This window comes from Enterobacter sp. CFEC122 (assembly GCF_052983755.1).
Map to the genome: position 1 here is coordinate 1 of NZ_JBRIQR010000050.1, position 26333 is coordinate 26333.

A 26333-nucleotide genomic window follows, 5' to 3' on the forward strand; every position below is an offset into this window, starting at 1 on the left:
CGGCCTACAAAACCGTAGGCCCGTGCAAGCGCAGCGCCGCCGGGCAAAATCAGCCGCGCAGAACCTTCAGGCAGCGTTTCAACTGCTCATCCAGCGGCGCTTCAATACGGATGACTTCACCGGTATTTGGGTGGGTAAATTTCAGCGCTGCCGCATGCAGGAACAGACGCGACAGTCCCGTCCCCGCCAGCTGCTTATCAAACTCGCGGTCGCCATAGCGATCATCAAACGCGATGGGGTGCCCTGCAAACTGCGTATGTACGCGGATCTGGTGGGTACGGCCGGTCACCGGACTGCAGCGCACCAGCGTGGCAAACTCATAGCGCTCTTCAACCTTAAAGCGCGTCTCAGACGGTTTCCCTTCCTGGCTGACGCGGACAATACGCTCGCCGCTTTGCAGAATGTTCTTTAGCAGCGGCGCCTGCACCACTTTTACATGGGACTGCCACTGGCCGCGCACCAGCGCCAGGTAGTCTTTCTGCATCCCTTTTTCACGCAGCTGTTCATGCAGGGAACGCAGCGCAGAACGTTTTTTCGCTACCAGCAGCACGCCAGAGGTGTCACGGTCAAGACGGTGAACCAGTTCAAGGAAACGCGCTTCCGGGCGCAGGGCGCGGAGCCCTTCAATCACACCGAAGCTCAGGCCGCTACCGCCATGGACTGCCGTTCCTGACGGTTTATTCAGCACCAGAATGTGGTCATCTTCATAAAGGATGACATCGCTCAGGGCCGCCACTTTCTGTAGCTTCGGTGAAACGGTCTCTTCTTCACGCTCTGCCACGCGCACCGGCGGAATACGCACTTCATCGCCCGCCTCGAGTTTGTACTCGGGCTTCACGCGTTTTTTGTTCACCCGCACTTCGCCCTTACGCAGGATGCGGTAAATCATGCTCTTTGGCACCCCTTTCAACTGGGTGCGCAAAAAGTTATCGATACGTTGCCCCGCTTCATCTTCGGCGATGGCAACCATTTTTACGGCTGGAGTCTCTGTTTTCATGGTTGGCGATTCTAAATATCGTCAGCCATTAGCGCCACTCATTTTTCTATGCTTATATTTACTTTTATCCGGCCTGCGCCCCGTTTCACGCAATCGATTTGGTGGTTATTAAACCAATCACCACCTTGAGGTGAAGAAACTGTGAGTAACCGGGTGATAATTGGTAAAAGTCATCTTGCTATAACCCGGCGAGCAGTGGAATAATGAGGTCGTTTTCCGCGTTAAATCCGGGTTTTGTAAGGATGTCGACGGAATGACCAATTTTGTCTGACCGATCATCCACGCAGCAATGGCGTAAGACGTATTGATCTTTCAGGCAGTTAGCGGGCTGCGGGTTGCAGTACTTCCCGGTATAAGGATTGTTCTCTGGAGAGTTCTACCCAGGCAATTCCCCTGATAATTGCGCTGTGTTTCCGTATGAAACACAGGCAACCGACACTCTGCGCCTCTTAAGCGAGCGACAACCGTGAGGTTGGCGACGTGAACAGACACGAGGCCATCGGTTCATACCCCGGAAAGCGTCACCTTGCCCGCAGCTTTGTCGTCAATGTAAGAATAACGAGTAAGTTACGATGAAAAGAATGTTAATCAACGCAACTCAGCAAGAAGAGTTGCGTGTCGCCCTTGTGGATGGGCAGCGCCTGTACGATCTGGATATCGAAAGTCCCGGACACGAACAGAAAAAAGCGAACATTTACAAAGGCAAAATCACCCGCATTGAACCAAGCCTTGAAGCTGCATTTGTCGATTACGGTGCTGAGCGTCATGGTTTCCTCCCTCTGAAAGAAATCGCCCGCGAATATTTCCCTGCAAACTACAACGCCCATGGCCGCCCAAACATCAAAGATGTTCTGCGTGAAGGTCAGGAAGTTATCGTTCAGATTGATAAAGAAGAGCGTGGCAACAAAGGTGCCGCACTGACAACCTTTATCAGCCTGGCGGGGAGCTATCTGGTGCTGATGCCAAACAACCCGCGTGCGGGTGGTATCTCTCGCCGTATCGAAGGTGATGACCGTACCGAGCTGAAAGAAGCGCTGGCAAGCCTTGAACTGCCTGACGGCATGGGGCTTATCGTGCGTACCGCAGGCGTCGGGAAATCCGCCGAAGCGCTGCAGTGGGACCTCAGCTTCCGTCTGAAGCACTGGGAAGCCATCCAGAAAGCAGCGGAAAGCCGCCCTGCTCCGTTCCTGATCCACCAGGAAAGCAACGTGATCGTGCGTGCCTTCCGTGACTACCTGCGTCAGGACATCGGTGAGATTCTGATCGATAACCCGAAAGTGCTTGAGCTGGCGCGCCAGCACATCGCCGCGCTGGGCCGTCCGGATTTCACCAGCAAAATTAAGCTCTACACCGGTGAAATCCCGCTGTTCAGCCACTATCAGATCGAATCCCAGATTGAGTCCGCCTTCCAGCGTGAAGTGCGTCTGCCATCCGGCGGTTCTATCGTTATCGATACCACTGAAGCGCTGACCGCTATCGACATCAACTCCGCGCGTGCAACCCGCGGTGGCGACATCGAAGAGACCGCCTTCAACACTAACCTTGAAGCCGCTGATGAAATCGCCCGCCAGCTCCGCCTGCGCGACCTGGGTGGTCTGATTGTTATCGACTTCATCGACATGACCCCTGTACGTCACCAGCGTGCGGTAGAAAACCGTCTGCGCGAAGCGGTGCGTCAGGATCGTGCGCGTATTCAGATTAGCCATATCTCACGCTTTGGCCTGCTGGAGATGTCCCGTCAGCGTCTGAGCCCATCGCTGGGTGAGTCCAGCCATCACGTCTGCCCACGCTGCTCCGGCACCGGCACCGTGCGTGATAACGAATCGCTGTCCCTCTCTATCCTGCGTCTGATTGAAGAAGAAGCGCTGAAAGAGAATACCAAAGAGGTTCACGCGATTGTGCCTGTGCCAATTGCGTCCTACCTGTTGAACGAAAAACGTGCTGCGGTCAGTGCCATTGAAGCACGTCAGGGTGGTGTTCGCTGCATCATCGTGCCAAACGATCAGATGGAAACCCCGCACTACCACGTGCTGCGTGTCCGTAAAGGCGAAGAGACGTCAACGCTCAGCTACCTGCTGCCGAAGCTGCACGAAGAAGAGATGGCCCTGCCATCTGATGACGAGCCAGCAGAGCGTAAGCTGCCAGAGCAGCCTGCGTTAGCGACCTTCATCATGCCAGAAGCCCCACCGGAAGCCGCCCTGGAAAAACCAGCGGCCAAACCTGCGGCGCAGAAACCAGAAGCGACGGCCGCGAAAGCCCAGCCTGCGCAGCCGGGTCTGCTGAGCCGCTTCTTCGGCGCGCTGAAGAAGATGTTTGCCGGTGAGGAAGTTCAGCCAGAGCAGCCGAAAGAAGAGCCAAAAGCGGCCAAGCCTGAACGTCAGCAGGACCGCCGTAAGCGTCAGAACAACCGCCGCGACCGTAATGACCGTAGCGATCGTAATGAGCGCAACGAGCGTCGTGACAACCGTGACAACCGCTCTGACAATAACGAAGGCCGTGAGCAACGCGAAGACAACCGTCGCAACCGTCGCGAGAAACAGCAGCAGAATGTTGAAGATCGTGAAATTCGCCAGCAGGCGGGCGATGAGTCTGAGAAGAGCAAACAGCGTGACGACCAGCAGCCGCGCCGTGAACGCAACCGTCGCCGTAACGACGAGAAACGTCAGGCACAGCAGGAAGTCAAAAACCTGAACCGCGAAGAGCCTGTTGAACAGCAGGACGGCGAGCAGGAAGAACGTACTCAGGTCATGCCGCGCCGTAAGCAGCGCCAGCTTGCTCAGAAAGTCCGCTTCGCCTCTGAAGCAACCGAAGAGACAGCAAACGTTGCGGTTGAAACTCGCGAGAGCGCAACCGGTACGCAGCTGGCAAAAGTTGACCTGCCAGCGGTCGTTGATAACAACATTGAGCAGGATGAAAACGGTGAAAACCGTGATAACGCCGGTATGCCGCGCCGTTCACGTCGTTCCCCACGTCATCTGCGCGTCAGCGGTCAGCGCCGTCGTCGCTATCGTGACGAGCGGTACCCGACTCAGTCTCCAATGCCGCTGACCGTTGCCTGTGCTTCACCAGAAATGGCTTCCGGCAAAGTCTGGATCCGCTACCCTATTGCTCGCCCGGAGCAGGTTGTTGAAGAACAGCCGGTAACGGAAGAGGTCATTGCACCTGTAGCAGCGGTAGAAGAGGTCGTGACTGAAACGGCAACCGTAGTTGAACCTCAGGTTGTTGAAACTGAAGCACCTCAGGCCGCGGACGTCGAAACCACGCATCCGGAAGTGATTGCCGCGCCGGTTGATGCCGCACCGCAGCTTATTGCTGAAGAAGATGTCGTGGTGGCTGAGGAAATCGCTGAAGAGGCTGAACCTGTAGCCGCGGTAGAAGAAGCCGCTGAAACCCTCGTCGAAACCACCGCTGAAGAGGTCGTTCAGGATGTTGAGATTCAGGTTGAACCGGTTGTTGAAGAGCCGAAAGCGCCAGAAGTGAAGCCTGAGCCGGTTGTTTCTGCGCCAGCCGCTGCCCACGTAGCGACAGCACCAATGACCCGCGCCCCGGCGCCGGATTACGTGCCTGAAGCGCCGCGTCACAGCGACTGGGTTCGCCCGGCCTTCAGCTTCGAAGGTAAAGGCGCAGCCGGTGGTCACAGTGCAACGCATCAGGCGACTGCACCGGCAACGCGTCCACAGTCTGTCGAATAACGACAAACGACACTGAAGTAAAAAGCCGACCCTTGGGTCGGCTTTTTTATGGCTGCTGAACAGGCTTTCTCATCCCGGTCACCTCCGGCATGACCTGCCGCATCAACTCCAGAAATCGCCGCAAGCGTGCCGGATAATAACGGGACCAGGGATAGACCAGATGTACCGGTAGCGCCGCGGGCTGCCACTCGGGCAGCAAATGCACCAGCCGCCCTTCCCGAATATCGTCCTGTACCGTCCAGCTGGATACCACGGCCACGCCAAGGCCGGTAAGTGCCGTATTGCGTGCGACATACAGGCTGTCGGTGCTGAGCCGTGGCGTAATAGCAATCCGCGCGGTGGCGGATGAGGCATCGTGAAAAAGCTCCACGTGGCGCTGGTAGAAAGAGCTGATGGCTATCCAGGGAAACTGCTGCAAATCCTCCGGCGTATTCACCGCCGGGAAGCGGGCCAGCAGAGCCGGAGAAGCCACCACCGAGCGCGGCACCTCCGCCAGCAGTACGGATACGGTTGCCGGATCGACCTCCACGCCCACCCGAATAGCACAGTCAAGGTTGTCGCCGAGGAAATCCGCCGACCGATCGTTGAGCATCCACTCAATCGAAAGCTGCGGATAGCGTTGCAAAAATTCGGTTACGGGTTTCAGAAGCTGATCCTGACCAAACGCGTGCGGCGCCCGCACCCGCAGCACGCCTACAGGCTCATCTTCCGTCTGCCCCACCTCATCCTCCAGCGCCAGCCAGCTGTCAATCACCCGACGGGCGTGCTGATAGCAGCGCTCGCCGTCATCCGTTAGCCGCGTCGTGTGGGTGGTGCGCAACAACAGGCGCACGCCCAGCATGGTTTCAAGCGACTGCAGCCGTCGGCTTACCGTGGCCTGGGTTGTTGCCAGCTGCCGCGCCGCCGCAGAGAGCGAACCCGCCTCAACAATGCGGACAAACGTCCGCATTAGCTCAACCCTGTCTATACGCTCAGCTCTTTTCATCGCATTTTCACTTATACGTTCAACGTATAAGCGTTTTACCACCGGGCCCGCTACCGTCGCAAGGCGTGCTGATAAAAAATAGCCTCACACGATGAATGAGGAACTTCTTATGAACACAACAACCGCCGCCCATGCCGTGAGCCGCTGGGTGATTTTAATGCTGGCGATCGGTGCAGGTTTCAGCGTGGCAGCAATCTATTATGCCCAGCCTCTGCTGCCGCTGATGGGTGCCGACCTGCATTTGAGTATTGAAGGTATGGGCCTGGTGCCAACATTAACGCAGGCAGGCTACGCGCTTGGCATCCTGTTCCTGCTTCCTCTGGGCGATCGCCACGACCGCAGGACGTTAATTTTGATCAAAAGCGCGGCGCTGGCGCTGTTTCTTCTCGGCTGTAGCCTGACCGGGCAGATCCATTCCCTGCTGCTGGCAAGCCTGCTTATCGGCATGGCCGCCACCATGGCACAGGATATCGTCCCTGCCGCGGCCATCCTTGCGCCGGAAGGTAAACAGGGGAAAACCGTGGGCACGGTAATGACCGGGCTGCTGATGGGTATCTTATTATCAAGAACCGTGAGCGGCGTGGTGGGCGAAGCGTTTGGCTGGCGCGTCATGTACCAGCTGGCAGCGGCGAGCATTGCGTTCATCGGGGTAATGATGTGGTTTGTACTTCCCCGTTTTGCCATTCACTCCACGCTGAGCTACCCCGCGCTGATGCGCTCGATGGAACACCTGTGGCGTCGCTACCCGGCGCTGCGCCGCGCGGCGCTGGCTCAGGGTTTCCTGTCGATTGCCTTTAGCGCCTTCTGGTCAACGCTTGCGGTCATGCTGCTGGAACGCTATCACCTGGGTAGTGCCGTCGCAGGTGGTTTTGGTATTGCCGGTGCCGCGGGTGCGTTAGCTGCCCCACTGGCGGGGGGGCTGGCGGACAAACTGGGGGCAGGAAAAGTCACGCAGCTTGGTGCCGTTCTTGTGACCGTCTCTTTCGCCTTGATGTTCCTGATGCCCGCGCTGGGCGTTCATGGGCAGCTGATGCTGATCGCCATCTCTGCCGTCGGGTTCGACCTGGGCCTGCAGTCCAGCCTGGTCGCCCATCAGAACCTGGTGTACAGCCTTGAACCGCAGGCGCGTGGTCGTCTCAACGCCCTGCTCTTTACGGTCGTCTTTATCGGGATGGCGCTGGGGTCCGCGTTAGGCAGCAATATCTACTCGCTGGCTGGCTGGACGGGTGTGGTCGCACTGGCCACCGTCTGTGGCGTCATTGCGCTGGTCATCCGTCTGATAGAAAGCGCGCGTGTCGCCTCAGTAACGGCAGAAGTCGCATAAAAAAATGCCCAATCCAGACGGATTGGGCAGCAAAACATGCCCAGTTTCAAGACATGTTCTAAGAGGTCAAGATGTTATTTGTTCAGCTGGAACAGAGACATGCCCTGCATATCGCTAAACGCTTTATAAGACGCCTGCAAGGCCGCCTGCTGCATGGTGTAAGAGGAAATCGCTTCGTTCCAGTCGACATCCACCAGGTCGCTCATCTGCTTGGTCTGGCCCAGCGCGCGGTCATCGCCCAGCGTATCGAGTTTTTCCAGCTCGTTCATCTTGGTGCCCACATCCGCGACGACCGTCAGGATATTGTTCTGGGAGTTTTTGATGCCGATTTGCGCATTGGCAATCACCTGGCTTTGCGCCGTTGCAGCAGCCGGATCGTTCTCAATCGGCGTCTTCAGCGACGCGATGGCAGAATCCAGGATTTTGAACATGTTCGTCTGGCCATATCCACCGCCCGGCAGCTCTTCCGCATTACTGGTAATGCTTTCAAAAATCTGCTGCCCGGTATGGCTAATGGTCATATTTCGCGCCGTATCAACCTGCTGCGTGATGGCTTCTGCGCCGCCGTTATAATCCCCGGTCGCCGCATCAAACGGTGCACTCTCGGTTTTGTATCCCGCAAAGATAAAGCGACCATTACCATCCGTCGTGTTGGCCAGGTTCATAAGCTGATCGCGGATCCCCTGAATATCGGTCGCCAGAGAAAGGCGGTCGTCATCGCTTAATGTGCCGTTCGACGCATAAACGAGCTTCTCGCGCACGCTTGAGAGCGCGGTGTTCACCTGCGTTAACACGTTATCTTCCAGCGAGACTTTTTGCGTGGCGAAGGTACGTGCAAGCGCGAACTGGCTGTTTTGCGACTGCGATTGTGACAGAACGATGGCCTGCGACGCGGCGATAGGATCGTCCGAAGGACGGTTAACGCGCTTACCGGTGGACATCTGCTCACCGTAGCTCAACCATCTGCTCTGGGAATCGGTGATCCCGCGCATGTTCTGCTCATACATCATCTGGGTGCTAATACGCATTATTCACCTCAACCTTAACGAATGTTGATAATTGCATCGAAGAGCGTACTGGCAGTCTGGAGAACCTGGGCGTTCGCCAGGTAATACTGCTGATAACGCTGCAAATTGCCATACTCTTCGTCGAGGTTTACCCCAGAGATGGTCTGCTGCTGCTTGATTAACTGCGTTTCCACATTCGCTTTCGTCTGGCTGCTCACCTTCAGTGACGCCGTTGAGCTACCGACTGTACTGACGAGAGAGGCATACGCATCGTTAAAGGTTTTATTCCCACCCACAACTTTCGCGTTTTGAAGATCAAGCAGTTTCTGGCCATTACGGTTATCACTTTCGCCGCCGTTCTGCACGGACGCCATCGCCAGTTTGGACTCGTCGCTGATCGCCAGATCCATGTTCATGATGACGTCGGAAACCGGCTTCACGGTAAAGCTGTCTTTGGTATTTGCCGTGCCGCTCACGTTGACGTTAAGACCATCAAACGACAGGTTGCCGCTGGCATCCGGGCTCATCGTAAAGCTGGTTTTGTCTGATGTACGGGTGATCGTCCAGTCAGTGCCGTTGAACTGCAGCTTATAGTCTGTCGCCTGGACCTGCTTGCTGTCCGTCACAGAGGCCGTAACAACCGCCGATCCGCCGTTCTTGCTGTTGGACAGCACCGCCGGAGAACCAAAGTTGAACAGCTTACCGCCCGCATCACCGTTAGCGTCAAAGCCAGCCTCATGCTGCGTGTTCATCGAATCGGCAAAGGCCAGCGCCATCTGGTTCAGGGTGTTACGAGCTTTATCCAGATCTTCCGTGCGGAAGGTCAGTAAACCGCCCAAAGAACCGGTGGTGATCATCTTTTCCGGGATCTCTACGTTCCCGGCCACGTCATCGACATAGGCCACGGTGGTACGAGCCGGATCGGCACTCGACTTCACGGCAGCCAGCTGGTTAGCTTTGCTGCCCTGCACCAGGCTGTAACCGTTGCCGAAAGAGATGTTATACGTGCCGCTATCCTGCACAGACACTTCCACGCCGACGATTTTGTTCAGCTCGTTGACGAGCTGATCGCGCTGGTCAAGCAGATCGTTAGGCGATGCGCCCGCACCGACGCCGGTCAGACGGGAAATCTGATCGTTCAGATTGGCAATCTGTTTGGCGTAGTTGTTGATCTGCGACACGCTGGTTGAAATCGCGGTATTCACCTGCGTATCCTGGTCACGAAGATACTGATCGTTGGTTTTGAACTGATTGACCAGACCGCCCGCTTTACCCAGCACCGTCTGACGCGCCGCCGGATCTTCCGCGTTGCTCACCAGCGTTTGCAGGCTTTTGAAGAAGTCCTGCAGCGTGGTGGAGAGCGAGTTGGTGGTATCGGAGAGCACATCGTCGATTTTTGACATCTGCTGGTAGCGCGTCGTCAGGCCGCTGCTCTGCGTCTGCGCGGCGCGCAGCTGATTGGTGATGAAGGCGTCATACTCACGCTGGACACCGGAGACATACACCCCGTTACCCACCCAGCCACCGCCGGTCAGCGTGCTGTTAGATGCGCCCAGCACCGTGGTCTGGCGGGTATAGCCTGCCACGTTATAGCTTGAAATATTATTACTGACGGTATTGAGTGCCGACTGCGCAGCACTGAGGCCACTCATGGCGCTGTTAATCAAACTGGACATGGGGGTTCCTTTTATACGTTCAGACACGAGTCCTGATGAAGGTTATCGGCAACCTCCACCGGGACTTGAGAACTTTCAGAACAGATTTTCAATATCTGTGCTATAGGCTTTGCTGACCTTCTCGCCCATGGATTTCAGCTGCTGGATCATGCTGGTGAGCTTACGCGCATAGTTCGGGTCGGTCGCGTAGCCCGCGTTTTGCAGCGCCTGAGCGCCCTGCTCCGCCGTCGCCGCCTGCGTCACGGCGGTATAGCGCGGATTTCGGCTCAGCAGGCCAACATAATCGGACAACGCTTCCAGATACGAGCTGTAGACGCGGAATTTGGCTTTGACCTTCACCGCCGCACCGTTCTCGTATTCGGTGGTTGTGATCTCCGTGGTTGGCCCCTTCCAGCTGGAGGTGGCCTTCACGCCGAAGATGTTGAAGCTCGGTTCGCCGTTTTCCTTGCGGATCTGGCGCTGACCCCAGCCCGACTCCAGCGCAGCCTGCGCCAGAATCAGGTGATGCGGCACGCCGCTCTGTTCGCTGGCAAGGCGTGCCGGCAGAGAAAGCTGCGCCAGGAAGTCTTTGCTGTCACCGGAGAGCGGCTCATCGCCGCTGCCCGTGGCTTTCGGCATGGCTTTACGCACCATTTGCGTCAGAGCCTGGTTCTGATAGCTGGTCACCGTTTCCAGGTCGAACTTCATCGGTACCTGCTGCGGCTGATCCTGAGGCTGAATGCCCTGCGCCGCTTCGGTCTGCTTGACAATCATGTCAGCCAGACCGAGGCCTTTCCCGGCGGTCATCTGCTGCGCAATCTGCTGGTCATACATGCTGGTGTAGAGACGCGTTGAATCGCTGCTGAACATCCCGTCTTTCGGCAGGGTTTCGCGCATGCTCTTCAGCATCATCTGTACAAACATCCCTTCCACCTGGCGGGCGACCGGGCGGATATTCGCCGCCGGGTCTTTACCTGCTTTGGTTTTCAGTTCGTTGAGCGACTGGGCGTCCCAGGCTGCACTGGTCAACAATTTGCTATCGGTCAGCATTAGATGATTTCCAGTTTGGCGCGCAGGCAGCCCGCGCTTTGCATGGATTGCAGAATGGACATCAGATCCATCGGCGTTGCGCCCAGGGCGTTCAGGGCGCGCACCACGCTGTTCAGGTTGGCGCTTGATCGCACGCTCTGTAAAGACCCACCGCTCTGACGTAAATCAATCTGCGTTTGCGGGGTTACCACCGTCTGACCACCGCCAAACGGCGTGTCCGGCTGGCTGACGTTAGCGGAGCGGTTCACCGTCACCGACAGGTTCCCCTGCGCCACGGCACAGCTGTCGAGCGACACTTCCCGGTTCATCACCACCGAGCCGGTACGGGAGTTGATGATCACCTTCGCATCCTGGACCGGAACGTTCACTTCCATATTCTGGATATCGGCCAGCATGCGCACCTGGTTGCTGCTGCCGGTGGAGGTACGGATCTGCACGGTGCGCGCATCGAGTGCCGTGGCATTACCGTAGCCACGGCTGCGGTTGATGGTATCGGCAATCTGCTGCGCCATCGTGAAGTCTTCATTATTGAGCTGCAGGTTAATGGTGTTGCCCGCGCCAAACTGGGTCGGCAGTTCACGCTCAATGATCGCCCCGTTGGTAATCCGTCCGCCGTTGAGCTGGTTTACCTGCACGCTGCTTCCGCCTGCGGATGCACCCGCACCGCCGACCAGAATGTTCCCCTGCGCCAGCGCATAAACCTGGCTGTCGACGCCTTTCAGCGGAGTCATCAGCAGCGTACCGCCGCGCAGGCTTTTGGCGTTACCCATTGAGGAGACCACCACGTCAATGGTCTGTCCCTGACGCGCAAACGCCGGGTAGGACGCGGTGACCATTACTGCCGCCACGTTTTTCAGCTGCATGTTAGTTCCCGCCGGCACGGTAATGCCGAGCTGGGAAAGCATGTTGTTCAGACTTTGGGTGGTAAAGGGGGTCTGGGTCGTCTGGTCACCGGTACCGTCCAGCCCCACCACCAGGCCATAGCCAATCAGCGAGTTTTCACGCACGCCCTGAACGCTGGTGAGATCGCGAATACGGTCAGCCTGGGCAAAGGTAGCCACCAGCGCGAGCGCCACGGCGAAGATCGATTTAAACATGGGTCACCTCGCTTACATCGGCGATAAGTTAAGGAAGAAGCGCTGCAGCCAACCCATATTTTGCGCTTCATTAATGTAGCCGTTACCGACGTACTCAATGCGCGCATCCGCCACCTGGGTGGACGGAACGGTGTTGGTGCCGCTGATGGTGCGAGGGTTAACCACGCCCGAGAAGCGAATGAATTCAGTGCCCTGGTTGATGGCGATCTGTTTTTCACCCACAACGTGTAAGTTGCCGTTAACCAGTACCTGGTCAACCGTGACCGTCAGCGTGCCGCTGAAGGTGTTGCTGGCGTTCGCGCCACCTTTACCGTTAAAGGTGTTGCCGCCAGAGGCATCGACATCAGCACGCGCGTTGCCGAACAGTCCCTGCAGGTAGCGCGGAACGGTATCGAAGCCAAAATTCGTTTTGCCATCACGGCTGGCGTTCGCCGACGAGCTCTTGCTCGCGCTGACGTTTTCCTGCAGCACAATGGTCAATGTATCGCCGACGTTACGCGGGCGGCGATCTTCAAACAGCGGCTGATAGCCGTAATTAATCGGCTGCGCGGTCTGGAAAATGGAGCCGTTGACTACTGGCGCAGGGCCAGGAACGGGTTGCGCAGTCGTCGCACCCTGGACCAAAGGTTTAGACGGGATCCAGGCACACCCGCTGAGGGTGACGGCCAGAACAGTCAGAATCGGATAACGAAACGCCGCGTTTTTTTGCATTGCCTTCATCTTCGAAAACAGGGAGCCGGCGCGGCGTTTACCGCACCGGGCTACACCTTAGAGTTGCGTCAGTTTCTGCAGCATCTGGTCGGTCGTCGACACTGCTTTACTGTTAATTTCATACGCGCGCTGAACCTGGATCATATTCACCAGCTCTTCCGCCACGTTCACGTTGGAGGTTTCAACATAGCCCTGATACAGCAGGCCCGCGCCGTTCAGGCCCGGGGTGCTCTCATTTGGCGTCCCGGAGGATTGCGTCTCGGTGTAGAGGTTCTCACCAATGCTTTCCAGACCGGTATCGTTCATGAAGGTGGTCAGGTTGAGCTGCCCAACCTGAACCGGCGCAGCCTGCCCCTGCTGGGTTACGCTGACCACACCGTCACGTCCGATGGTTATGCTCAGGGCGTTCGCCGGGATGGTAATCGCAGGCTGAACCTGGAAACCGCCCGCCGTCACCAGCTGGCCGTTCTGATCGACCTGGAACGAGCCGTCGCGGGTGTAGGCAGAAGTCCCGTCAGGCAGCTGCACCTGGAAGAAGCCCTGGCCTTTGATCGCCACGTCTTTGCTGTTGTTGGTCTGAGACAGGTTGCCCTGGCTGTGCAGACGCTCGGTCGCCACCGGACGAACACCGGTACCGATCTGCAGGCCCGATGGCAGCGTCGTCTGTTCAGAAGACTGCGCGCCCGGCTGGCGGATGGTTTGATAAAGCAAATCTTCGAAAACGGCGCGTTGACGCTTGAAACCATTGGTGCTCACGTTTGCCAGGTTGTTGGCAATCACGTCCATATTGGTTTGCTGGGCGTCCAGGCCAGTTTTCGCGATCCATAAAGAACTGATCATAAGGAATCCTGTTAGCTCATAGCCAGAAGTTGGTTAGCCTTGCCCGCGTTTTCATCGACGCTGCTGATGATCTTCATCTGCATTTCAAAACGACGGGCGCTGGCGATCATGTCGGTCATGGCTTCGACCGGCTTGACGTTACTGCCTTCCAGAACACCGGACATCACGCGGATGCTCGGATCGGCCTGTAAGGTGGCACCCCGCGTCGCCTGCGCCGCCTGGGTCAGACGGAACATGCCGTCGTCGCCACGCTGCACCTCTTTGCCTTCCGCCTTAACCAGCTTCAGACGACCGACGGGCGCAACGGTATTGGCCGGGTCGCCAGGGTTGAGCGCCGAAATGGTGCCGTCCGCAGCGATAGTCAGCTCAGAGCCTTCCGGTACGGTCAGCGGACCCGCTTCCCCCATCACCGGATGCCCCTGAATCGTCAGCTGGCCCGTCGCGCTCACCTGGATGTTCCCGTTACGGGTATAGCCTTCGCTACCGTCCGCCGTTTGCACCGCCAGCCAGCCGTCCTGCTGCAGAGCCACGTCCAGCGGGCGTGAGGTGTAATCCATCTGCCCTGGCGTCATATCGGCGCCAGGGGTTGATGCGGTCACCAGCGTACGGGTCGGCAGGGAAAGTCCTTCTACCGGCACCGCGCGCAGCGCATTAAGCTGCGCGCGAAAGCCCGGCGTGGAGGCGTTTGCCAGGTTGCTGGCGGTAACGGCCTGCTGATTGAGCGTCTGACTTGCCGCGCCCATCGCGGTATATATTGCGTGATCCATTGCGCTTTCCTGTTAGCCGCTTAACGCAGGTTAACCAGCGTGTTGAGGATCTGATCCTGGGTTTTGATGGTCTGCGCGTTCGACTGATAGTTACGCTGCGCGACGATCATGTTCACCAGCTCTTTACTCAGATCGACGTTAGAGGCTTCCAGCGCACCGTTGGTCAGCGTGCCGAAGTTACCGCTTCCGGCAGTACCCAGCAGCGCCACGCCGGAGGACTGGGTGGCAGACCAGACGTTGTCGCCTTCCGATTTCAGACCTTCGTTGTTGGCGAAGTTTGCCAGCACGATCTGGCCCAGAACCTGGGTCTGCTCATTGGAATAGTTACCGACCACAGTGCCGTCGTCATTGATTTGGTAGCTCACCAGGTCGCCTGGTTTAAAACCATTCTGGCTGGTCGCGACGATATTGTTCGCACCGGTGTTCTGCTGCATGGAGTTAGCAAAACTCATGGCGAAGGTCGCTGGCGTCGCACCTGGGATGGTCGCGGTAGTGATGTTGATATTTCCACCACCGGTCAGCGTACCGTTATTATCGAAGGTCAGCGTGGTGGCGAGTGCCGCCGTGCTGCCTGCGACGCTACCGTCCTGGGCATACACTTTCCAGGAGTTAGCCGGGGTCGCATCTTTGACATAAAACAGGTTCATGTTGTGCGCATTACCCTGGCTATCAAAGACGGTCACCGTACCTTTTTTGTTGTACGTGTCCGGGTTAGCCGGATCAAAGGCGGTGGTCGGCGCGGTATCGGTGGAATTCAGGTTAATCTGCTGGGAAGCCGTGGTGGTGGACTTCGCGGCCATCAACGTGGTTGGGATATTAATGACCTGTGGGTTCGCCCCGGTCTGAACCGTTGATGGCGTCCCGGCAACCGGATAACCGGTTAACTGCATCCCCTGCATGTTCACCAGGTTACGGTTTTCGTCCAGCTTGAACTGGCCGTTACGGCTGTAGAACACAGAGCCGTTGGAGTCGACCATACGGAAGAAACCGTTCTGGCTGATGGCAACGTCCAGGCCACGACCGGTGTTGGTGGTGGTGCCGTCGCTAAAGTCCTGCGTGATGCCCGCAACTTTCACGCCCAGGCCGACTTTGGAACCGGCAAACATGTCTGCAAAGGAAGCAGAACCGGATTTAAAACCATAGGTCGCGGAGTTGGCGATGTTGTTGCCAATGACGTCCAGGTTGGTGGCCGCAGCATTCAGGCCGCTGACCGCTTGAGAAAAGGCCATGACTTACTCCTGATAAGTGTTAAGGCTTAGATAATCTGCCGAACTTCGTCGAGTGTGGTGGAACCAGAGGTTCCCAAATCCAGTTTGTTGCCGTCGCTTCCTTTAATCACGCCCTGGACCAGCGCGAACTGCAGCGGCTGCGCCACCAGCTGGGTCGTCCCGTTGCTGGCGCTGATCGCGACTTTGTAAGCACCGTTTGGCGCTTTCGTGCCGTCGGTCAGGCTGCCGTCCCAGGTAAAGGTGTGAACGCCCGCCTTCAGCTCGCCGATATCAATGGTGCGCACAACCGTGCCGTTGCTGTCGGTAATGGTTGCGGTAACTTTCTCCGCCGCCTGCTGCAGCTCAACGCCAAACGGCGTTGTGGTCGTTGTGGTGTTGCCTTCGGTAGTGCTGGTGCCTGCCAGAATCGTGGTTCCCGGGATCATCACCCCGTGGCCAATCAGGCTTGCCGCCTGCAGAGACTGGGCGCTATTAATCTGTCCAGAGACGGAACCAAGGGTGGTGTTGAGTTTCTCAATGCCGCTAACGGTGCTGATCTGCGCAAGCTGCGTGGTCAGTTCGTTGTTCTGCATCGGGTTAGTGGGGTCCTGGTTCTTAAGCTGCGCCACCAGCAGCGTCAGAAAGCTGCCCTGAAGATCGGCGGCGTTACTCCCCGTCAGGGAGTTAGAACCCGTCGTACTCTTTGTGTTGTTAACACCCGAGTTCGTCGGATCATTCACATTTACGGCGATGGACATGCATGTCTCCTTTACTGGCCGAGAGTGAGTGTTTTGAGCATCATGCTCTTCACGGTATTAAGCACTTCGACGTTGGCCTGGTAGCTACGGGAAGCCGACATGGAGTTCACCATCTCACCCACCACATCCACGTTTGGCATCTTCACGTATCCGCTGGCATCCGCCAGTGGGTTACCCGGCTCATACACCAGTCTGTCCGGGGCCTGGCTCTCCACCACATCCGAGACCTTCACGCCGCCCGTCGCCGCGCCTGGCGCAGCATCGACCTGAAAGACAACCTGTTTGGCACGATAAGGCTGGCCGTCGGGTCCGGTGACGCTGTCGGCGTTCGCGAGGTTACTGGCGGCCACGTTCAGGCGCTTGGACTGTGCGGTTAACGCCGAACCGGCGATATCAAAAATATTCAGCAAGGCCATCTATCAATTCCCCCCCTGCAGGACGTTCATCATGCCTTTGATTTGTCCGCCGAGTACGGTCAGACCCGTCTGGTATTTCAGGCTGTTGTCGGCAAACTGGGTACGCTCCCGGTCCATATCCACGGTGTTACCGTCGAGTGAGGGCTGATCGGGAATGCGATAAAGTAAATCGGTCGCTGGCGCGGTCATCGCCTGAGCAGGAATATGGCGAGAGGATGTCATGGCAAGTGCAACACCCGTTCCTTCGGCACGTCCACGCTCCATCACCTTTTTGAGTTCACTGGAAAAATCAATATCGCGCGCCTGATACCCCGGGGTATCGGCGTTAGCGATATTGGCGGCTAAAATCTCCTGCCGCTGGGCGCGTAAGTTGAGCGCTTCCTGCTGAAAACGTAACGCGGCGTCGAGTTTATCGAGCATGTCTCCTCCGCTGATGGCAAAATTTCAGTTCACAGCTTAAATCTCACCCGGTCTCCCCTATCGACGGAATAAGCGCAAAATGCGTCGCTATTTATTCCGTTGATGCAAAACCACTGCAGGTAGAATTCGTTCAACTCTGGAAACGGTGGAACTTGCGATGCAAACGTTAAAACGTGGTCTGGTGGCGGCTCTCTTGCTGTTAAGCCCTCTGGCGCAGGCTGAAGGGATACAGGATCGGCTAACGGCTTTTTTTGCTGAAAAACTGGCAGGCTTTAGCGATGACGTGACCGTTACCGTGCGCACGCCACCGAATCTGTACCCGACGTGCGACCAGCCGTCCTTCAGCGTGGTAGGGTTCACAAAGCTCTGGGGGAATGTGAACGTGCTGGCACGCTGCGCCAACGAAAAACGCTATTTACAGGTTGCCGTTCAGGCGACGGGCAATTATGTTGTCGCCGCCGTGCCCATTGCGCGCGGCAGCGTACTGCAGACAAACAGCGTGACCTTGAAGCGCGGCCGTTTGGATCAGCTGCCGCCACGCACCATGCTGGATATTAACCAGGCACAGGACGCCGTCAGCCTGCGCGACGTCGCGCCAGGCCAGCCGATACAGATCTCCATGCTGCGTCAGGCATGGCGGGTAAAAGCAGGCCAACAGGTGATGGTGGTGGCCAACGGAGATGGCTTTAGCATCAACAGTGAAGGGAAAGCGTTGAACAATGCCGCGGTGGCGCAAAACGCCCGCGTCAGAATGTCCTCAGGCCAGGTGGTGAGCGGAACCGTCGATGCTGATGGGAAAATTCTGATTAACCTATAATCTTTTTAAAGATTTCGCGGCGCGTGCCGATAAATATTCCACTAATGATGATGTCAGGCGCAAACGCCGCGAACCCTCGATGAGGACAACACTATGAGCATTGATCGTACATCAGCCCTGAAGCCGGTAAGCGCTGTACAACCTCGCGAAACGAATGACGCAACGGCGCAGAAAACGCGCCTGGAAAAACCGTCAACGTCCAACAGCACCAGCGTGACCCTGAGCGACGCGCAGGCAAAACTGATGCAGCCGGGCAGCAACGATATCAATATGGAACGTGTTGAAGCGCTGAAAACAGCTATTCGTAACGGTGAGCTGAAAATGGACACCAGCAAAATCGCTGACGCCCTGATTCAGGAAGCACAGAGTTTCTTACAGAGTAACTAACCGTATGAGTCGACTGTCAGAAATACTGGATCAAATGACGGTTGTCCTGAACGACCTGAAAACGGTAATGGACGCTGAACAGCAGCATCTCTCTTCCGGTCACATCAACGGCAGCGCGCTGCAGCGTATTACTGAAGACAAAAGTTCGCTTCTGGCAACGCTGGATTATCTGGAGCAGCAGCGACGCGCTGAGCAAGATCCTAAGCGCAGCGCCAATGACGATATTATTGAGCGCTGGCAGACCATTACTGAAAAAACCCAGCACCTGCGCGATCTTAACCAGCATAACGGCTGGCTACTGGAAGGGCAGATTGAGCGTAATCAGCAGGCGCTTGAGGTGTTGAAACCGCATAAAGAAACCGGTCTGTACGGTGCGGATGGTCAGACGGCGACGGCGCGTATTGCAGGTGTGAAAAAGATTTCGATTTGACGCATAAGCGACTAATCATGCAGTGGGGAGCACCATGAGGTGAACTCCCCTTTTGGCGTTTATGCCGTCCGGCGGGCAAACTCTTTTACTTTGAAACCCAGCACCGCGAGCGTGGCAAAGTACGCCACCACACCAACGCACACCACGGCCATCAGGCGCATCAGGCGATAAGGCATCGTGCCCAGGGACCACTCCGGCAGCACGTGCATCATGCCAAGCAGCGCGGCAGACATCACCAGTACCGCAACGATCAGACGCACCAGGAAACTGCCCCAACCCGGCTGCGGCGTGAAAATATCCTGCTTGCGCAGCTGCCAGTACAGCAGGCCGGCATTCAGACAGGCCGCGAGACCAATCGATAATGACAGGCCGGCATGTTTCAGCGGACCAATAAACGCCAGGTTCATCAGCTGCGTCATAATCAGCGTCACGATGGCAATTTTTACCGGCGTTTTGATGTCCTGACGCGAGTAAAAGCCCGGCGCCAGCACTTTCACCACGATCAGCCCCATCAGTCCCACCGAGTAGGCAATCAGCGCGCGCTGGGTCATGGCGGCATCGAAGGCGGTGAATTTCCCGTACTGGAAGAGCGACACCGTCAGCGGTTTGGCCAGAATACCCAGCGCCACCGCGCTTGGCAGGGCCAGCAGGAAGCAGAGACGCAGGCCCCAGTCCATCAGGCGGCAATACTCATCATGATTGCCGCTGGCAAAACTTTTCGACAGCGACGGCAGCAGGATGGTCCCCAGCGCCACGCCCAGCACCCCGGACGGAAACTCCATCAGGCGGTCGGCATAGTACATCCAGGAAACCGAGCCGGATACCAGGAACGAGGCAAAGATGGTGTTGATAATCAGCGAGATCTGGCTGACGGAGACGCCGAGAATGGCGGGCCCCATCTGCTTGATGACGCGCATCGCCCCGGCATCTTTGAGGTTGATGCGCGGCAGCACCAGCATGCCGATTTTTTTCAGGTGCGGCAGCTGATACGCCAGCTGCAGCACTCCGCCGACGGTGACCGCCCAGGCCAGCGCCAGCACCGGCGGGTTGAAGTGCGGGGCGGCGAACAGGGCAAAGCCGATCATGCTGACGTTAAGAAACGTCGGCGCAAACGCCGGTACAGAGAAGCGGTTCCAGGTATTGAGGATCGCCCCCACCAGCGAGGCCAGCGAGATCAGCAGAATATAGGGGAAAGTAATGCGCAACAGCTGCGAGGTCAGGGCAAACTTGTCGGCCGTATCGGCAAAGCCGGGCGCGGTCACCATAATCACCCAGGGCGCGGCCAGCATCCCGAGGACGGTCACCACCGCCAGCGCCAGCGTCAGCAGGCCGGAGACATAAGACACAAAGACGCGCGTGGCGTCCTCACCCTGCTTGCTTTTATATTCTGCCAGGATCGGGACGAATGCCTGAGAAAACGCCCCCTCCGCAAAAATACGACGCAGCAGGTTCGGTAATTTGAACGCGACGAAAAAGGCGTCCGTGGCCATCCCTGCACCAAATACCCTTGCCACAATGGCGTCGCGCGCAAAACCCAGCACGCGGGAAAACATGGTCATCGAGCTGACGGCCGCCAGCGATTTTAATAAGTTCATTAACGTGAATTTCCAGAACCATACGGATTTCCAGGACGGGCAAGCGTAAGCGCCACCCGGCAAAGCCTACAAGCGGCGCTTAGTCTACCCGGATTTCAACGAATTACTATCCGCAGATGTTACAGCGAGTTATTCACTCATGGCCTCGCGCCAGAGCCTTTCCACAATGCGCTGCGCCATGATGGCCTGCTCGCCGGACGTTTCAGGAACCGTCTGATTTTGCACGCAGGTGATGAAATGGCGGGCGCAACCGGCAAAACCGCGCTGTTCAAGCGTGCTCTGCCAGCCAGGCGCGGGGAGCGTCATCACGCCGCTGCCCTTCTCTTCCCGCCATTCACGCATGTCGGTAATGTCGTACAACGCCCCGTCGGTGACGGCCTGGACGCATTCTCGCTGGCTGCCGGCACGACGATGCATGCTGGTCGTGATCTGCAGATGGTCAATCGCGAAATGGTGTTCTGCGTAGACCATTTCACCCTGCTCGTTCGTGAGCAGCGTGCCACTTTGCAGCTGCGCGTTGCTACCGGCGAGCCACAGCGCCGTATCCACAACGTGGAGATAATCATCCAGCAGCGTGAAGCGCAGATCGTTTGGCCCGATGCTGTCCGTGCGGTGTTTATCCATCCGCAGCGAGGCAAGCGTGCCCGACTGTGCCTTAAGCTGCTGGTAAAGGGGCGCGAAGCGGCGGTTGAAGCCGACCATCAGCGTCAGTTTTTTACGCGCCGCCAGCTCAATCAGGCGTTCCGCGTCCGGAACATTTTCCGCCAGCGGTTTATCCACGCAAACGTGAACGCCCGCATTGAGCAGCTCGCTCACGACCTGATAGTGGGTAGACGTTGAGGTATGCACAAAGACCGCATCGCACTCGCGGGCCAGATCCTGAAGCGATGCCGCATACGGCATACGCCAGGTTTCGCAGATCCGCTCGGCCTTCTCGCGCGTGGGTGACCATGCCCCTTGCAGCGTCCAGTCCGTCGCTGCCCCCAGAACCGGCAGCCAGGCTTTTTGTGCAATACCGCCCAGCCCTACTACGCCAATGCGTAATTTTTTCACCGTCAGTCTCCCAAATGTGCCAGCAGGGCATCCAGACGCTGTTTCAGCCCGGCGACCTCGTCTTCCAGCGCCTCTACGCGGGCAACCAAATCATCATCTACGGCCGTTATGTCAGTTGCGCTGGATTTAACTGAACTATCAACGTCACCGCTGAACAGGTGCATATAGCGGCTTTCACGCTTGCCCGGCTCGCGCGCCAGACGCACCACGTAAGGACCGTCTTCACGCGCGGCCAGCCCTTCGAGGGTCTGCTCGACCTCCTGCATATCGCTGAACTCATGCATACGGGAAGCGCGCGTGCGCAGTTCTCCCGGCGTCTGCGCTCCGCGCAGCAACAGCGTGGTGATGACCGCCACTTCCGCACTGCTCAGCTTCAGGTCACCAAATTCGGAGTTACAGAAGCGCTGTTCGTATTTGGTCACGCGGTTGCCGAAGCCGCTGACGGTGCGCAGATAGTGGCGTTTGACCAGCGCATCCAGCACGTCCTGAACCTCATGCTCGCTGAGGTTCATCACCGGCTCGCGGTTGGTTTTCTGGTTGCAGGCCATGGTCACGGCGTTGACGGAGAGCGGATACTGCTCCGGCGTGGTGACCTGTTTTTCGAGTAAGCACCCAATCACGCGCGCTTCTGTACCGTTTAGCTGATACTTCATCTTTTCTCCTTAACGACCTGCAGTCCAGTCCCGGGTGGTTAATGCCGTCAGAACGTGGTCGCGCCACTCTCCGTCTATCAGCAGATAGTCTTTGGCGTAACCCTCTTTTTCGAACCCTAAACGCGCCAGCAGATTTCCGCTGCGCTGGTTATGCGGCATATAGTTCGCCATAATGCGATGAATGTGCTGGGTGCGTTGCATATAGCGGATCGCTACCGTCAGCGCCTCGTACATCAGCCCCTGCCCCTGCCACTTCTGGCCGATGGAGTAGCCCAGGTAGCAGGCGTGAAACGATCCCCGCACCACGTTTGAAAAATTGGCGATCCCGATAATCTCTTTCTCTTCAGGATCCAGCAGCGCGAAATAAAACGCGCTGCCCTGCTTGTGAAATTCCGTAATCATGCTGAGGCGCGCCTGCCAGCCGGAAGGGTAACAATGGCTCTCATCCCGAACGGGTTCCCAGGGTTTTAAAAACTGGCGATTCTCGGCGTAATAATCCGCCAGACGCCAGGCATCACGCTCATGCACCAGACGAACGACCAGCCTGTCCGTTGTCAGACGCACTTTTGGCACATTACTGCGATAGCCAAACATCGATACCACTCCTTCCCGTCACTTCAGCTTGCCCATTAGCTTTACTATACCTGCGCCTGCGCCGTCTGTGAAAACAGTGACATACCATTTTCACCTCTTTTCACATTTTTCGATGAGAACTCTCTATCAAAGCACCCTTTTGATAAAAAAATATTGTCACGTGCAGGGGTGGGAAAAAACGCGGCGACACCGCAGAATGTTAGCGTGCTCACCATCTTATTTTCCCTGGAGGGAAAATGTCCCGCGTATCACAGGCCAGGAGCCTGGGTAAATATTTCCTGCTCGTCGATAACATGCTGGTCGTGCTCGGCTTTTTTGTCGTTTTTCCGCTTATTTCGATCCGCTTTGTCGATCAGATGGGCTGGGCGGCATTAATGGTCGGCATTGCCCTGGGGCTACGCCAGTTTGTCCAGCAGGGCCTGGGCGTCTTTGGCGGGGCTATCGCCGACCGCTTTGGCGCGAAACCGATGATCGTCACCGGTATGCTGCTGCGCGCGGCAGGGTTTGCCACGATGGCGGTCGCCCAGGAGCCCTGGCTACTCTGGTTCTCCTGTTTCCTCTCCGGTATCGGGGGCACGCTGTTCGATCCGCCCCGCACCGCGCTGGTGGTAAAGCTGATTCGCCCGCAGCACCGCGGCCGTTTCTTCTCGATTCTGATGATGCAGGACAGCGCCGGGGCGGTTATCGGCGCCCTGCTGGGAAGCTGGCTGCTGCAGTATGATTTCCGTCTGGTCTGCGCGGCTGGGGCGGTGCTCTTTATGCTGTGCGCGCTGTTTAATGGCCTGTTCCTGCCGGCGTGGAAACTGTCAACGGTGAAAGCGCCGGTTCGGGAAGGGCTGGGCCGCGTCCTGCGCGACAGACGTTTTGTCACCTATGTGTTGACCCTGACGGGATATTACATGCTGGCCGTGCAGGTCATGCTGATGCTGCCGATCATGGTTAACGACATTGCAGGTACCCCTGCAGCGGTGAAATGGATGTACGCCATCGAAGCCTGCCTGTCGTTAACGCTCCTCTATCCGATTGCCCGCTGGAGCGAGCGGCGTTTTCGCCTGGAGCATCGCCTGATGGCCGGACTGTTCCTGATGACGCTGAGCATGATGCCGATCGGCCTGGTGAACACGCTCCAGCAGCTGTTTACGCTGATTTGCACGTTCTATATTGGCTCGATCATCGCCGAGCCTGCCCGCGAAACGCTGAGCGCCTCGCTTGCGGATGCGCGTGCACGCGGCAGCTATATGGGGTTCAGCCGACTGGGGCTGGCGCTTGGCGGGGCATTAGGTTACGCCGGCGGCGGCTGGTTGTTTGATGCTGGCAAAGCGTTAAATCAACCTGAACTTCCGTGGATGATGCTGGGCGTGGTGGGCTTTATGACGCTACTCGCCCTGTGGTGGCAGTTCAGCCAGAAACGCAGCGCAAGCGGCATGCTCGAGCCCGGCGCGTAGCCTTTCCCTCGGGCGGGAGCCCTTCCCGCCCCACTTCTCAGTTTTTTCTGCTGGTTTCTGCCCATTCACGCTGACATACTGGCGTAACAGGACAGAAGCGCCGATTTTTCGTTGAGGAACACTATGAAGAAAATTGTCTTAGCCGCGGCATTGATTGTCAGCGGCCTGCTGGTTGGCTGTAACCAGCTCACGCAATACACCGTCAGTGAACAGGAAATTAATCAGGCGCTGGAAAAACATAACAATTTCTCGAAAGACATTGGCGTACCGGGTCTTGCCGATGCGCATATCGTGCTCACAAACCTCACCAGTCAAATCGGACGTGAAGAGCCAAACAAAGTCACCCTGGCCGGTGATGCGGACCTCGATATGTCCTCCCTCTTTGGCAATCAGAAAGCCAACATCAAGCTCAAGCTGAAGGCACTGCCTGTTTTCAACAAAGAGAAAGGGGCGATTTTCCTGCAGGAGATGGAAGTGGTCGACGCGAAGGTGTCTCCGGACAAGATGGCGCCGGTTCTGCAAACCCTGATGCCCTATCTGAATCAGTCGCTGCGGAATTACTTTAACCAGCAGCCCGCGTACGTCTTAAGTGAAGACAAAAGCAAGGGTGAAGCTCTGGCGAAAAAATATGCAAAAGGCATAGAGGTGAAACCGGGCGAAATTATCATTCCTTTCACCGATTAACCTGAAGGGCGCTGCGGCGCCCTTTTTTTTCACGGAAAAGTGTGCAAACGAAAACGTTTCCGCTTATGATTTGTGTCCGGCAAAAACAGCCATCCTTATGACTGATTCCTGACAAGCCGGAGCTTCCATGACTGCACAACCCCAGGTTCTTAAAATCCGCCGCCCTGACGACTGGCATATCCATCTGCGTGATGGCGATATGCTGAAAACCGTCGTGCCTTATACCAGCGAAATTTATGGCCGCGCGATTGTCATGCCTAACCTGGTGCCACCAGTCACCACCGTCGATGCCGCGATAGCCTATCGCCAGCGCATTCTCGACGCCGTTCCTGCGGGACACGATTTTACCCCGTTGATGACCTGCTATCTGACCGATTCACTGGATCCGAACGAAGTGGAGCGCGGGTTTAACGAAGGCGTCTTTACGGCAGCGAAACTCTACCCGGCGAATGCCACCACCAACTCCAGCCACGGCGTCACCAGCATTGATGCCATTATGCCGGTGCTGGAACGCATGCAGAAACTGGGTATGCCGCTGCTGGTTCACGGCGAAGTAACGCATGCCGAAATTGACATTTTCGACCGCGAAGCCCGTTTTATCGAGACCGTGATGGAGCCTTTGCGCCAGCGCCTGCCGGCGCTGAAGGTGGTCTTCGAGCATATCACCACCAAAGACGCGGCAGAGTACGTGCGTGACGGCAACGATCTTATCGCCGCCACCATTACGCCACAGCACCTGATGTTTAACCGTAACCACATGCTGGTGGGCGGGGTGCGCCCTCACCTCTACTGCCTGCCTATTCTTAAGCGCAACATCCACCAGCAGGCGCTGCGCGAGCTGGTCGCCAGCGGGTTCTCCCGCGCGTTCCTCGGTACCGATTCCGCGCCTCACGCCCGCCATCGTAAAGAGGCGAGCTGCGGCTGCGCGGGCTGCTTCAACGCCCCAACGGCGCTTGCCAGCTACGCAACCGTGTTTGAAGAGATGAACGCGCTGGAACATTTCGAAGCATTCTGCTCCCTTAACGGCCCGCGCTTCTACGGCCTGCCGGTCAACGACACCTTCATCGAACTGGAGCGTAAAGCGAGCCACGTTGAGGAGTCCATTGCCCTGACGGACGACACGCTGATCCCCTTCCTGGCGGGTGAAACCGTAAGCTGGACGGTAAAACGTTAAAAAATCAGTGCCCCTTGTTGTCAAACTGATAATATAACTGTATAAATAACCAGTATATTACACAGGGGGCATTTATGCGTATTGAAGTCACCATAGCCAAAACTACCGTTCTGCCTGCCGGCGCGCTTGATGCACTGGCAGGCGAATTATCCCGTCGTATTAACAACACCTTTCCCGACAACGCGGGTGCCGTCACGGTGCGTTACGCCGCGGCGAACAACCTCTCCGTCATTGGCGCCGCAAAAGAAGATAAAGATCGCATCAGCGAAATCCTCCAGGAAACGTGGGAAAGCGCTGACGACTGGTTCATCACGGATTAACACTGCTCCCTCATTGTGTTTTTTTGCCGGGTCGCCCCGGCTTTTTTTTGCCTCATAATCCTGTAAGTTCAAAATAATTCGGCATCTTCTTTAAAAATCGTGAACGAGATGGTGTTTTATTGTTCGAACAATCCTAAAAAGCAGAAAAATGTGTTGCCACCTGTTTATTTTTCCCTTCGGAACCCTTATTACTTGGTATACTGAAGTTGCTTTCAGAAAAACATGCATTGAACCTCAAAGCCGTTGTCTTCTAA

26 protein-coding genes are annotated in these 26333 nt (G+C 57.0%); 9 read left to right on the forward strand and 17 right to left on the reverse strand.

Going from position 1 to position 26333, the window contains the following annotated elements; all coding sequences use genetic code 11:
* Positions 1–49: 49 nt before the first annotated feature.
* Positions 50–997: a 23S rRNA pseudouridine(955/2504/2580) synthase RluC gene (gene rluC / locus ACVCAM_RS23335; protein WP_021240761.1), complete on the reverse strand. Its 948-nt coding sequence runs from the start codon at positions 995–997 to the stop codon at positions 50–52.
* 572 nt (positions 998–1569) lie between these two features.
* Here rluC and rne point away from each other — a divergent pair.
* Positions 1570–4689 carry a ribonuclease E gene (rne, locus tag ACVCAM_RS23340; protein ID WP_025913005.1) on the forward strand — a complete coding sequence of 1040 codons (3120 nt, stop codon included), beginning with the start codon at positions 1570–1572 and terminating at the stop codon, positions 4687–4689.
* A 46-nt stretch (positions 4690–4735) separates the two neighbouring features.
* Here the strand turns inward: rne and ACVCAM_RS23345 are convergent, their stop codons facing one another.
* Positions 4736–5638: a LysR family transcriptional regulator gene (locus ACVCAM_RS23345; protein ID WP_008500803.1), complete on the reverse strand. Its 903-nt coding sequence runs from the start codon at positions 5636–5638 to the stop codon at positions 4736–4738.
* Positions 5639–5783: 145 nt separating this feature from the next.
* On the opposite strand from ACVCAM_RS23345, the gene ACVCAM_RS23350 reads away from it, so the two are divergent.
* Positions 5784–6998: an MFS transporter gene (locus tag ACVCAM_RS23350; protein WP_407223233.1), complete on the forward strand. Its 1215-nt coding sequence runs from the start codon at positions 5784–5786 to the stop codon at positions 6996–6998.
* 74 nt (positions 6999–7072) lie between these two features.
* On the opposite strand, the gene flgL is transcribed toward ACVCAM_RS23350, so the two are convergent.
* The 11 genes from flgL to flgB form a co-directional block, all read right to left on the reverse strand.
* Positions 7073–8026, reverse strand: coding sequence for a flagellar hook-associated protein FlgL (flgL, locus tag ACVCAM_RS23355; protein ID WP_008500805.1), 954 nt, complete (start codon positions 8024–8026; stop codon positions 7073–7075).
* A gap of 14 nt (positions 8027–8040) precedes the next feature.
* Positions 8041–9681 (reverse strand): flagellar hook-associated protein FlgK, encoded by a 1641-nt coding sequence (gene flgK / locus ACVCAM_RS23360; RefSeq protein ID WP_008500806.1) that lies wholly within the window; start codon positions 9679–9681, stop codon positions 8041–8043.
* Between the two features lie 75 nt (positions 9682–9756).
* Positions 9757–10710, reverse strand: coding sequence for a flagellar assembly peptidoglycan hydrolase FlgJ (gene flgJ / locus ACVCAM_RS23365; protein ID WP_021240767.1), 954 nt, complete (start codon positions 10708–10710; stop codon positions 9757–9759).
* Positions 10710–11807: a flagellar basal body P-ring protein FlgI gene (locus tag ACVCAM_RS23370; RefSeq protein ID WP_008500808.1), complete on the reverse strand. Its 1098-nt coding sequence runs from the start codon at positions 11805–11807 to the stop codon at positions 10710–10712. The genes flgJ and ACVCAM_RS23370 overlap by 1 nt, the downstream gene beginning before the upstream one ends.
* 12 nt (positions 11808–11819) lie before the next feature.
* Positions 11820–12518: a flagellar basal body L-ring protein FlgH gene (gene flgH / locus ACVCAM_RS23375; protein WP_008500809.1), complete on the reverse strand. Its 699-nt coding sequence runs from the start codon at positions 12516–12518 to the stop codon at positions 11820–11822.
* A 57-nt stretch (positions 12519–12575) separates the two neighbouring features.
* Complete coding sequence (gene flgG, locus ACVCAM_RS23380) at positions 12576–13358, reverse strand: flagellar basal-body rod protein FlgG (RefSeq protein WP_008500810.1); 783 nt, start codon at positions 13356–13358, stop codon at positions 12576–12578.
* Positions 13359–13369: 11 nt separating this feature from the next.
* A complete protein-coding gene (locus ACVCAM_RS23385) occupies positions 13370–14125 on the reverse strand; it encodes a flagellar basal body rod protein FlgF (RefSeq protein ID WP_008500811.1) in 756 nt (251 codons plus the stop codon).
* 20 nt (positions 14126–14145) lie between these two features.
* Positions 14146–15354 carry a flagellar hook protein FlgE gene (gene flgE / locus ACVCAM_RS23390; protein ID WP_008500812.1) on the reverse strand — a complete coding sequence of 403 codons (1209 nt, stop codon included), beginning with the start codon at positions 15352–15354 and terminating at the stop codon, positions 14146–14148.
* A gap of 26 nt (positions 15355–15380) precedes the next feature.
* Positions 15381–16091 carry a flagellar hook assembly protein FlgD gene (flgD, locus tag ACVCAM_RS23395; RefSeq protein WP_021240768.1) on the reverse strand — a complete coding sequence of 237 codons (711 nt, stop codon included), beginning with the start codon at positions 16089–16091 and terminating at the stop codon, positions 15381–15383.
* Positions 16092–16102: 11 nt separating this feature from the next.
* A complete protein-coding gene (flgC, locus tag ACVCAM_RS23400; protein WP_008500814.1) occupies positions 16103–16507 on the reverse strand; it encodes a flagellar basal body rod protein FlgC in 405 nt (134 codons plus the stop codon).
* A gap of 3 nt (positions 16508–16510) precedes the next feature.
* Entirely contained in the window at positions 16511–16927 is a 417-nt protein-coding gene (gene flgB, locus ACVCAM_RS23405; protein ID WP_008500815.1) for a flagellar basal body rod protein FlgB, read from the reverse strand.
* Between the two features lie 157 nt (positions 16928–17084).
* On the opposite strand from flgB, the gene flgA reads away from it, so the two are divergent.
* The 3 genes from flgA (at position 17085) to flgN (ending at position 18561) form a co-directional block, all read left to right on the forward strand.
* Entirely contained in the window at positions 17085–17744 is a 660-nt protein-coding gene (gene flgA, locus ACVCAM_RS23410; RefSeq protein WP_044596817.1) for a flagellar basal body P-ring formation chaperone FlgA, read from the forward strand.
* Positions 17745–17837: 93 nt separating this feature from the next.
* Positions 17838–18131: a flagellar biosynthesis anti-sigma factor FlgM gene (flgM, locus tag ACVCAM_RS23415; protein WP_008500817.1), complete on the forward strand. Its 294-nt coding sequence runs from the start codon at positions 17838–17840 to the stop codon at positions 18129–18131.
* Between the two features lie 4 nt (positions 18132–18135).
* Positions 18136–18561, forward strand: coding sequence for a flagella biosynthesis chaperone FlgN (gene flgN / locus ACVCAM_RS23420; RefSeq protein WP_008500818.1), 426 nt, complete (start codon positions 18136–18138; stop codon positions 18559–18561).
* Positions 18562–18620: 59 nt separating this feature from the next.
* Here the strand turns inward: flgN and murJ are convergent, their stop codons facing one another.
* The 4 genes from murJ to rimJ form a co-directional block, all read right to left on the reverse strand.
* Positions 18621–20156, reverse strand: coding sequence for a murein biosynthesis integral membrane protein MurJ (gene murJ / locus ACVCAM_RS23425; protein WP_288449253.1), 1536 nt, complete (start codon positions 20154–20156; stop codon positions 18621–18623).
* Between the two features lie 129 nt (positions 20157–20285).
* Positions 20286–21209 carry a Gfo/Idh/MocA family protein gene (locus tag ACVCAM_RS23430; protein ID WP_023292793.1) on the reverse strand — a complete coding sequence of 308 codons (924 nt, stop codon included), beginning with the start codon at positions 21207–21209 and terminating at the stop codon, positions 20286–20288.
* Between the two features lie 2 nt (positions 21210–21211).
* Positions 21212–21862 carry a YceH family protein gene (locus tag ACVCAM_RS23435; protein ID WP_032651307.1) on the reverse strand — a complete coding sequence of 217 codons (651 nt, stop codon included), beginning with the start codon at positions 21860–21862 and terminating at the stop codon, positions 21212–21214.
* 9 nt (positions 21863–21871) lie between these two features.
* Positions 21872–22456: a ribosomal protein S5-alanine N-acetyltransferase gene (rimJ, locus tag ACVCAM_RS23440; protein WP_008500822.1), complete on the reverse strand. Its 585-nt coding sequence runs from the start codon at positions 22454–22456 to the stop codon at positions 21872–21874.
* Positions 22457–22692: 236 nt separating this feature from the next.
* Here rimJ and mdtH point away from each other — a divergent pair, with 236 nt between their 5' ends.
* The 4 genes from mdtH (at position 22693) to dinI (ending at position 26079) form a co-directional block, all read left to right on the forward strand.
* The gene (gene mdtH / locus ACVCAM_RS23445; protein ID WP_023292794.1) at positions 22693–23901 is read left to right on the forward strand and encodes a multidrug efflux MFS transporter MdtH; all 1209 of its coding nucleotides are present in this window, start codon (positions 22693–22695) and stop codon (positions 23899–23901) included.
* A 123-nt stretch (positions 23902–24024) separates the two neighbouring features.
* Complete coding sequence (locus tag ACVCAM_RS23450) at positions 24025–24585, forward strand: lipoprotein (RefSeq protein ID WP_008500824.1); 561 nt, start codon at positions 24025–24027, stop codon at positions 24583–24585.
* 127 nt (positions 24586–24712) lie between these two features.
* A complete protein-coding gene (pyrC, locus tag ACVCAM_RS23455; RefSeq protein WP_021240774.1) occupies positions 24713–25759 on the forward strand; it encodes a dihydroorotase in 1047 nt (348 codons plus the stop codon).
* A gap of 74 nt (positions 25760–25833) precedes the next feature.
* On the forward strand, positions 25834–26079 hold the full coding sequence (gene dinI, locus ACVCAM_RS23460; RefSeq protein WP_008500826.1) for a DNA damage-inducible protein I: 246 nt from the start codon (positions 25834–25836) through the stop codon (positions 26077–26079).
* Positions 26080–26333: the final 254 nt, after the last annotated feature.

Excerpts from the sequence above, each read along its gene's own strand:
- ACVCAM_RS23345 (WP_008500803.1), bottom strand. The coding sequence starts at position 5,638 with ATGCGGACGTTTGTCCGCATTGTTGAGGCGGGTTCGCTCTCTGCGGCG.
- flgH (WP_008500809.1), bottom strand. The coding sequence starts at position 12,518 with ATGCAAAAAAACGCGGCGTTTCGTTATCCGATTCTGACTGTTCTGGCC.
- ACVCAM_RS23450 (WP_008500824.1), top strand. The coding sequence starts at position 24,025 with ATGAAGAAAATTGTCTTAGCCGCGGCATTGATTGTCAGCGGCCTGCTG.
- flgD (WP_021240768.1), bottom strand. The coding sequence starts at position 16,091 with ATGTCCATCGCCGTAAATGTGAATGATCCGACGAACTCGGGTGTTAAC.
- ACVCAM_RS23370 (WP_008500808.1), bottom strand. The coding sequence starts at position 11,807 with ATGTTTAAATCGATCTTCGCCGTGGCGCTCGCGCTGGTGGCTACCTTT.
- rne (WP_025913005.1), top strand. The coding sequence starts at position 1,570 with ATGAAAAGAATGTTAATCAACGCAACTCAGCAAGAAGAGTTGCGTGTC.
- flgC (WP_008500814.1), bottom strand. The coding sequence starts at position 16,507 with ATGGCCTTGCTGAATATTTTTGATATCGCCGGTTCGGCGTTAACCGCA.
- flgG (WP_008500810.1), bottom strand. The coding sequence starts at position 13,358 with ATGATCAGTTCTTTATGGATCGCGAAAACTGGCCTGGACGCCCAGCAA.
- murJ (WP_288449253.1), bottom strand. The coding sequence starts at position 20,156 with ATGAACTTATTAAAATCGCTGGCGGCCGTCAGCTCGATGACCATGTTT.
- flgM (WP_008500817.1), top strand. The coding sequence starts at position 17,838 with ATGAGCATTGATCGTACATCAGCCCTGAAGCCGGTAAGCGCTGTACAA.
- ACVCAM_RS23435 (WP_032651307.1), bottom strand. The coding sequence starts at position 21,862 with ATGAAGTATCAGCTAAACGGTACAGAAGCGCGCGTGATTGGGTGCTTA.
- ACVCAM_RS23350 (WP_407223233.1), top strand. The coding sequence starts at position 5,784 with ATGAACACAACAACCGCCGCCCATGCCGTGAGCCGCTGGGTGATTTTA.
- rimJ (WP_008500822.1), bottom strand. The coding sequence starts at position 22,456 with ATGTTTGGCTATCGCAGTAATGTGCCAAAAGTGCGTCTGACAACGGAC.
- rluC (WP_021240761.1), bottom strand. The coding sequence starts at position 997 with ATGAAAACAGAGACTCCAGCCGTAAAAATGGTTGCCATCGCCGAAGAT.
- flgN (WP_008500818.1), top strand. The coding sequence starts at position 18,136 with ATGAGTCGACTGTCAGAAATACTGGATCAAATGACGGTTGTCCTGAAC.
- flgJ (WP_021240767.1), bottom strand. The coding sequence starts at position 10,710 with ATGCTGACCGATAGCAAATTGTTGACCAGTGCAGCCTGGGACGCCCAG.
- flgA (WP_044596817.1), top strand. The coding sequence starts at position 17,085 with ATGCAAACGTTAAAACGTGGTCTGGTGGCGGCTCTCTTGCTGTTAAGC.
- mdtH (WP_023292794.1), top strand. The coding sequence starts at position 22,693 with ATGTCCCGCGTATCACAGGCCAGGAGCCTGGGTAAATATTTCCTGCTC.
- flgB (WP_008500815.1), bottom strand. The coding sequence starts at position 16,927 with ATGCTCGATAAACTCGACGCCGCGTTACGTTTTCAGCAGGAAGCGCTC.
- flgK (WP_008500806.1), bottom strand. The coding sequence starts at position 9,681 with ATGTCCAGTTTGATTAACAGCGCCATGAGTGGCCTCAGTGCTGCGCAG.
- ACVCAM_RS23385 (WP_008500811.1), bottom strand. The coding sequence starts at position 14,125 with ATGGATCACGCAATATATACCGCGATGGGCGCGGCAAGTCAGACGCTC.
- flgL (WP_008500805.1), bottom strand. The coding sequence starts at position 8,026 with ATGCGTATTAGCACCCAGATGATGTATGAGCAGAACATGCGCGGGATC.
- pyrC (WP_021240774.1), top strand. The coding sequence starts at position 24,713 with ATGACTGCACAACCCCAGGTTCTTAAAATCCGCCGCCCTGACGACTGG.
- dinI (WP_008500826.1), top strand. The coding sequence starts at position 25,834 with ATGCGTATTGAAGTCACCATAGCCAAAACTACCGTTCTGCCTGCCGGC.
- flgE (WP_008500812.1), bottom strand. The coding sequence starts at position 15,354 with ATGGCCTTTTCTCAAGCGGTCAGCGGCCTGAATGCTGCGGCCACCAAC.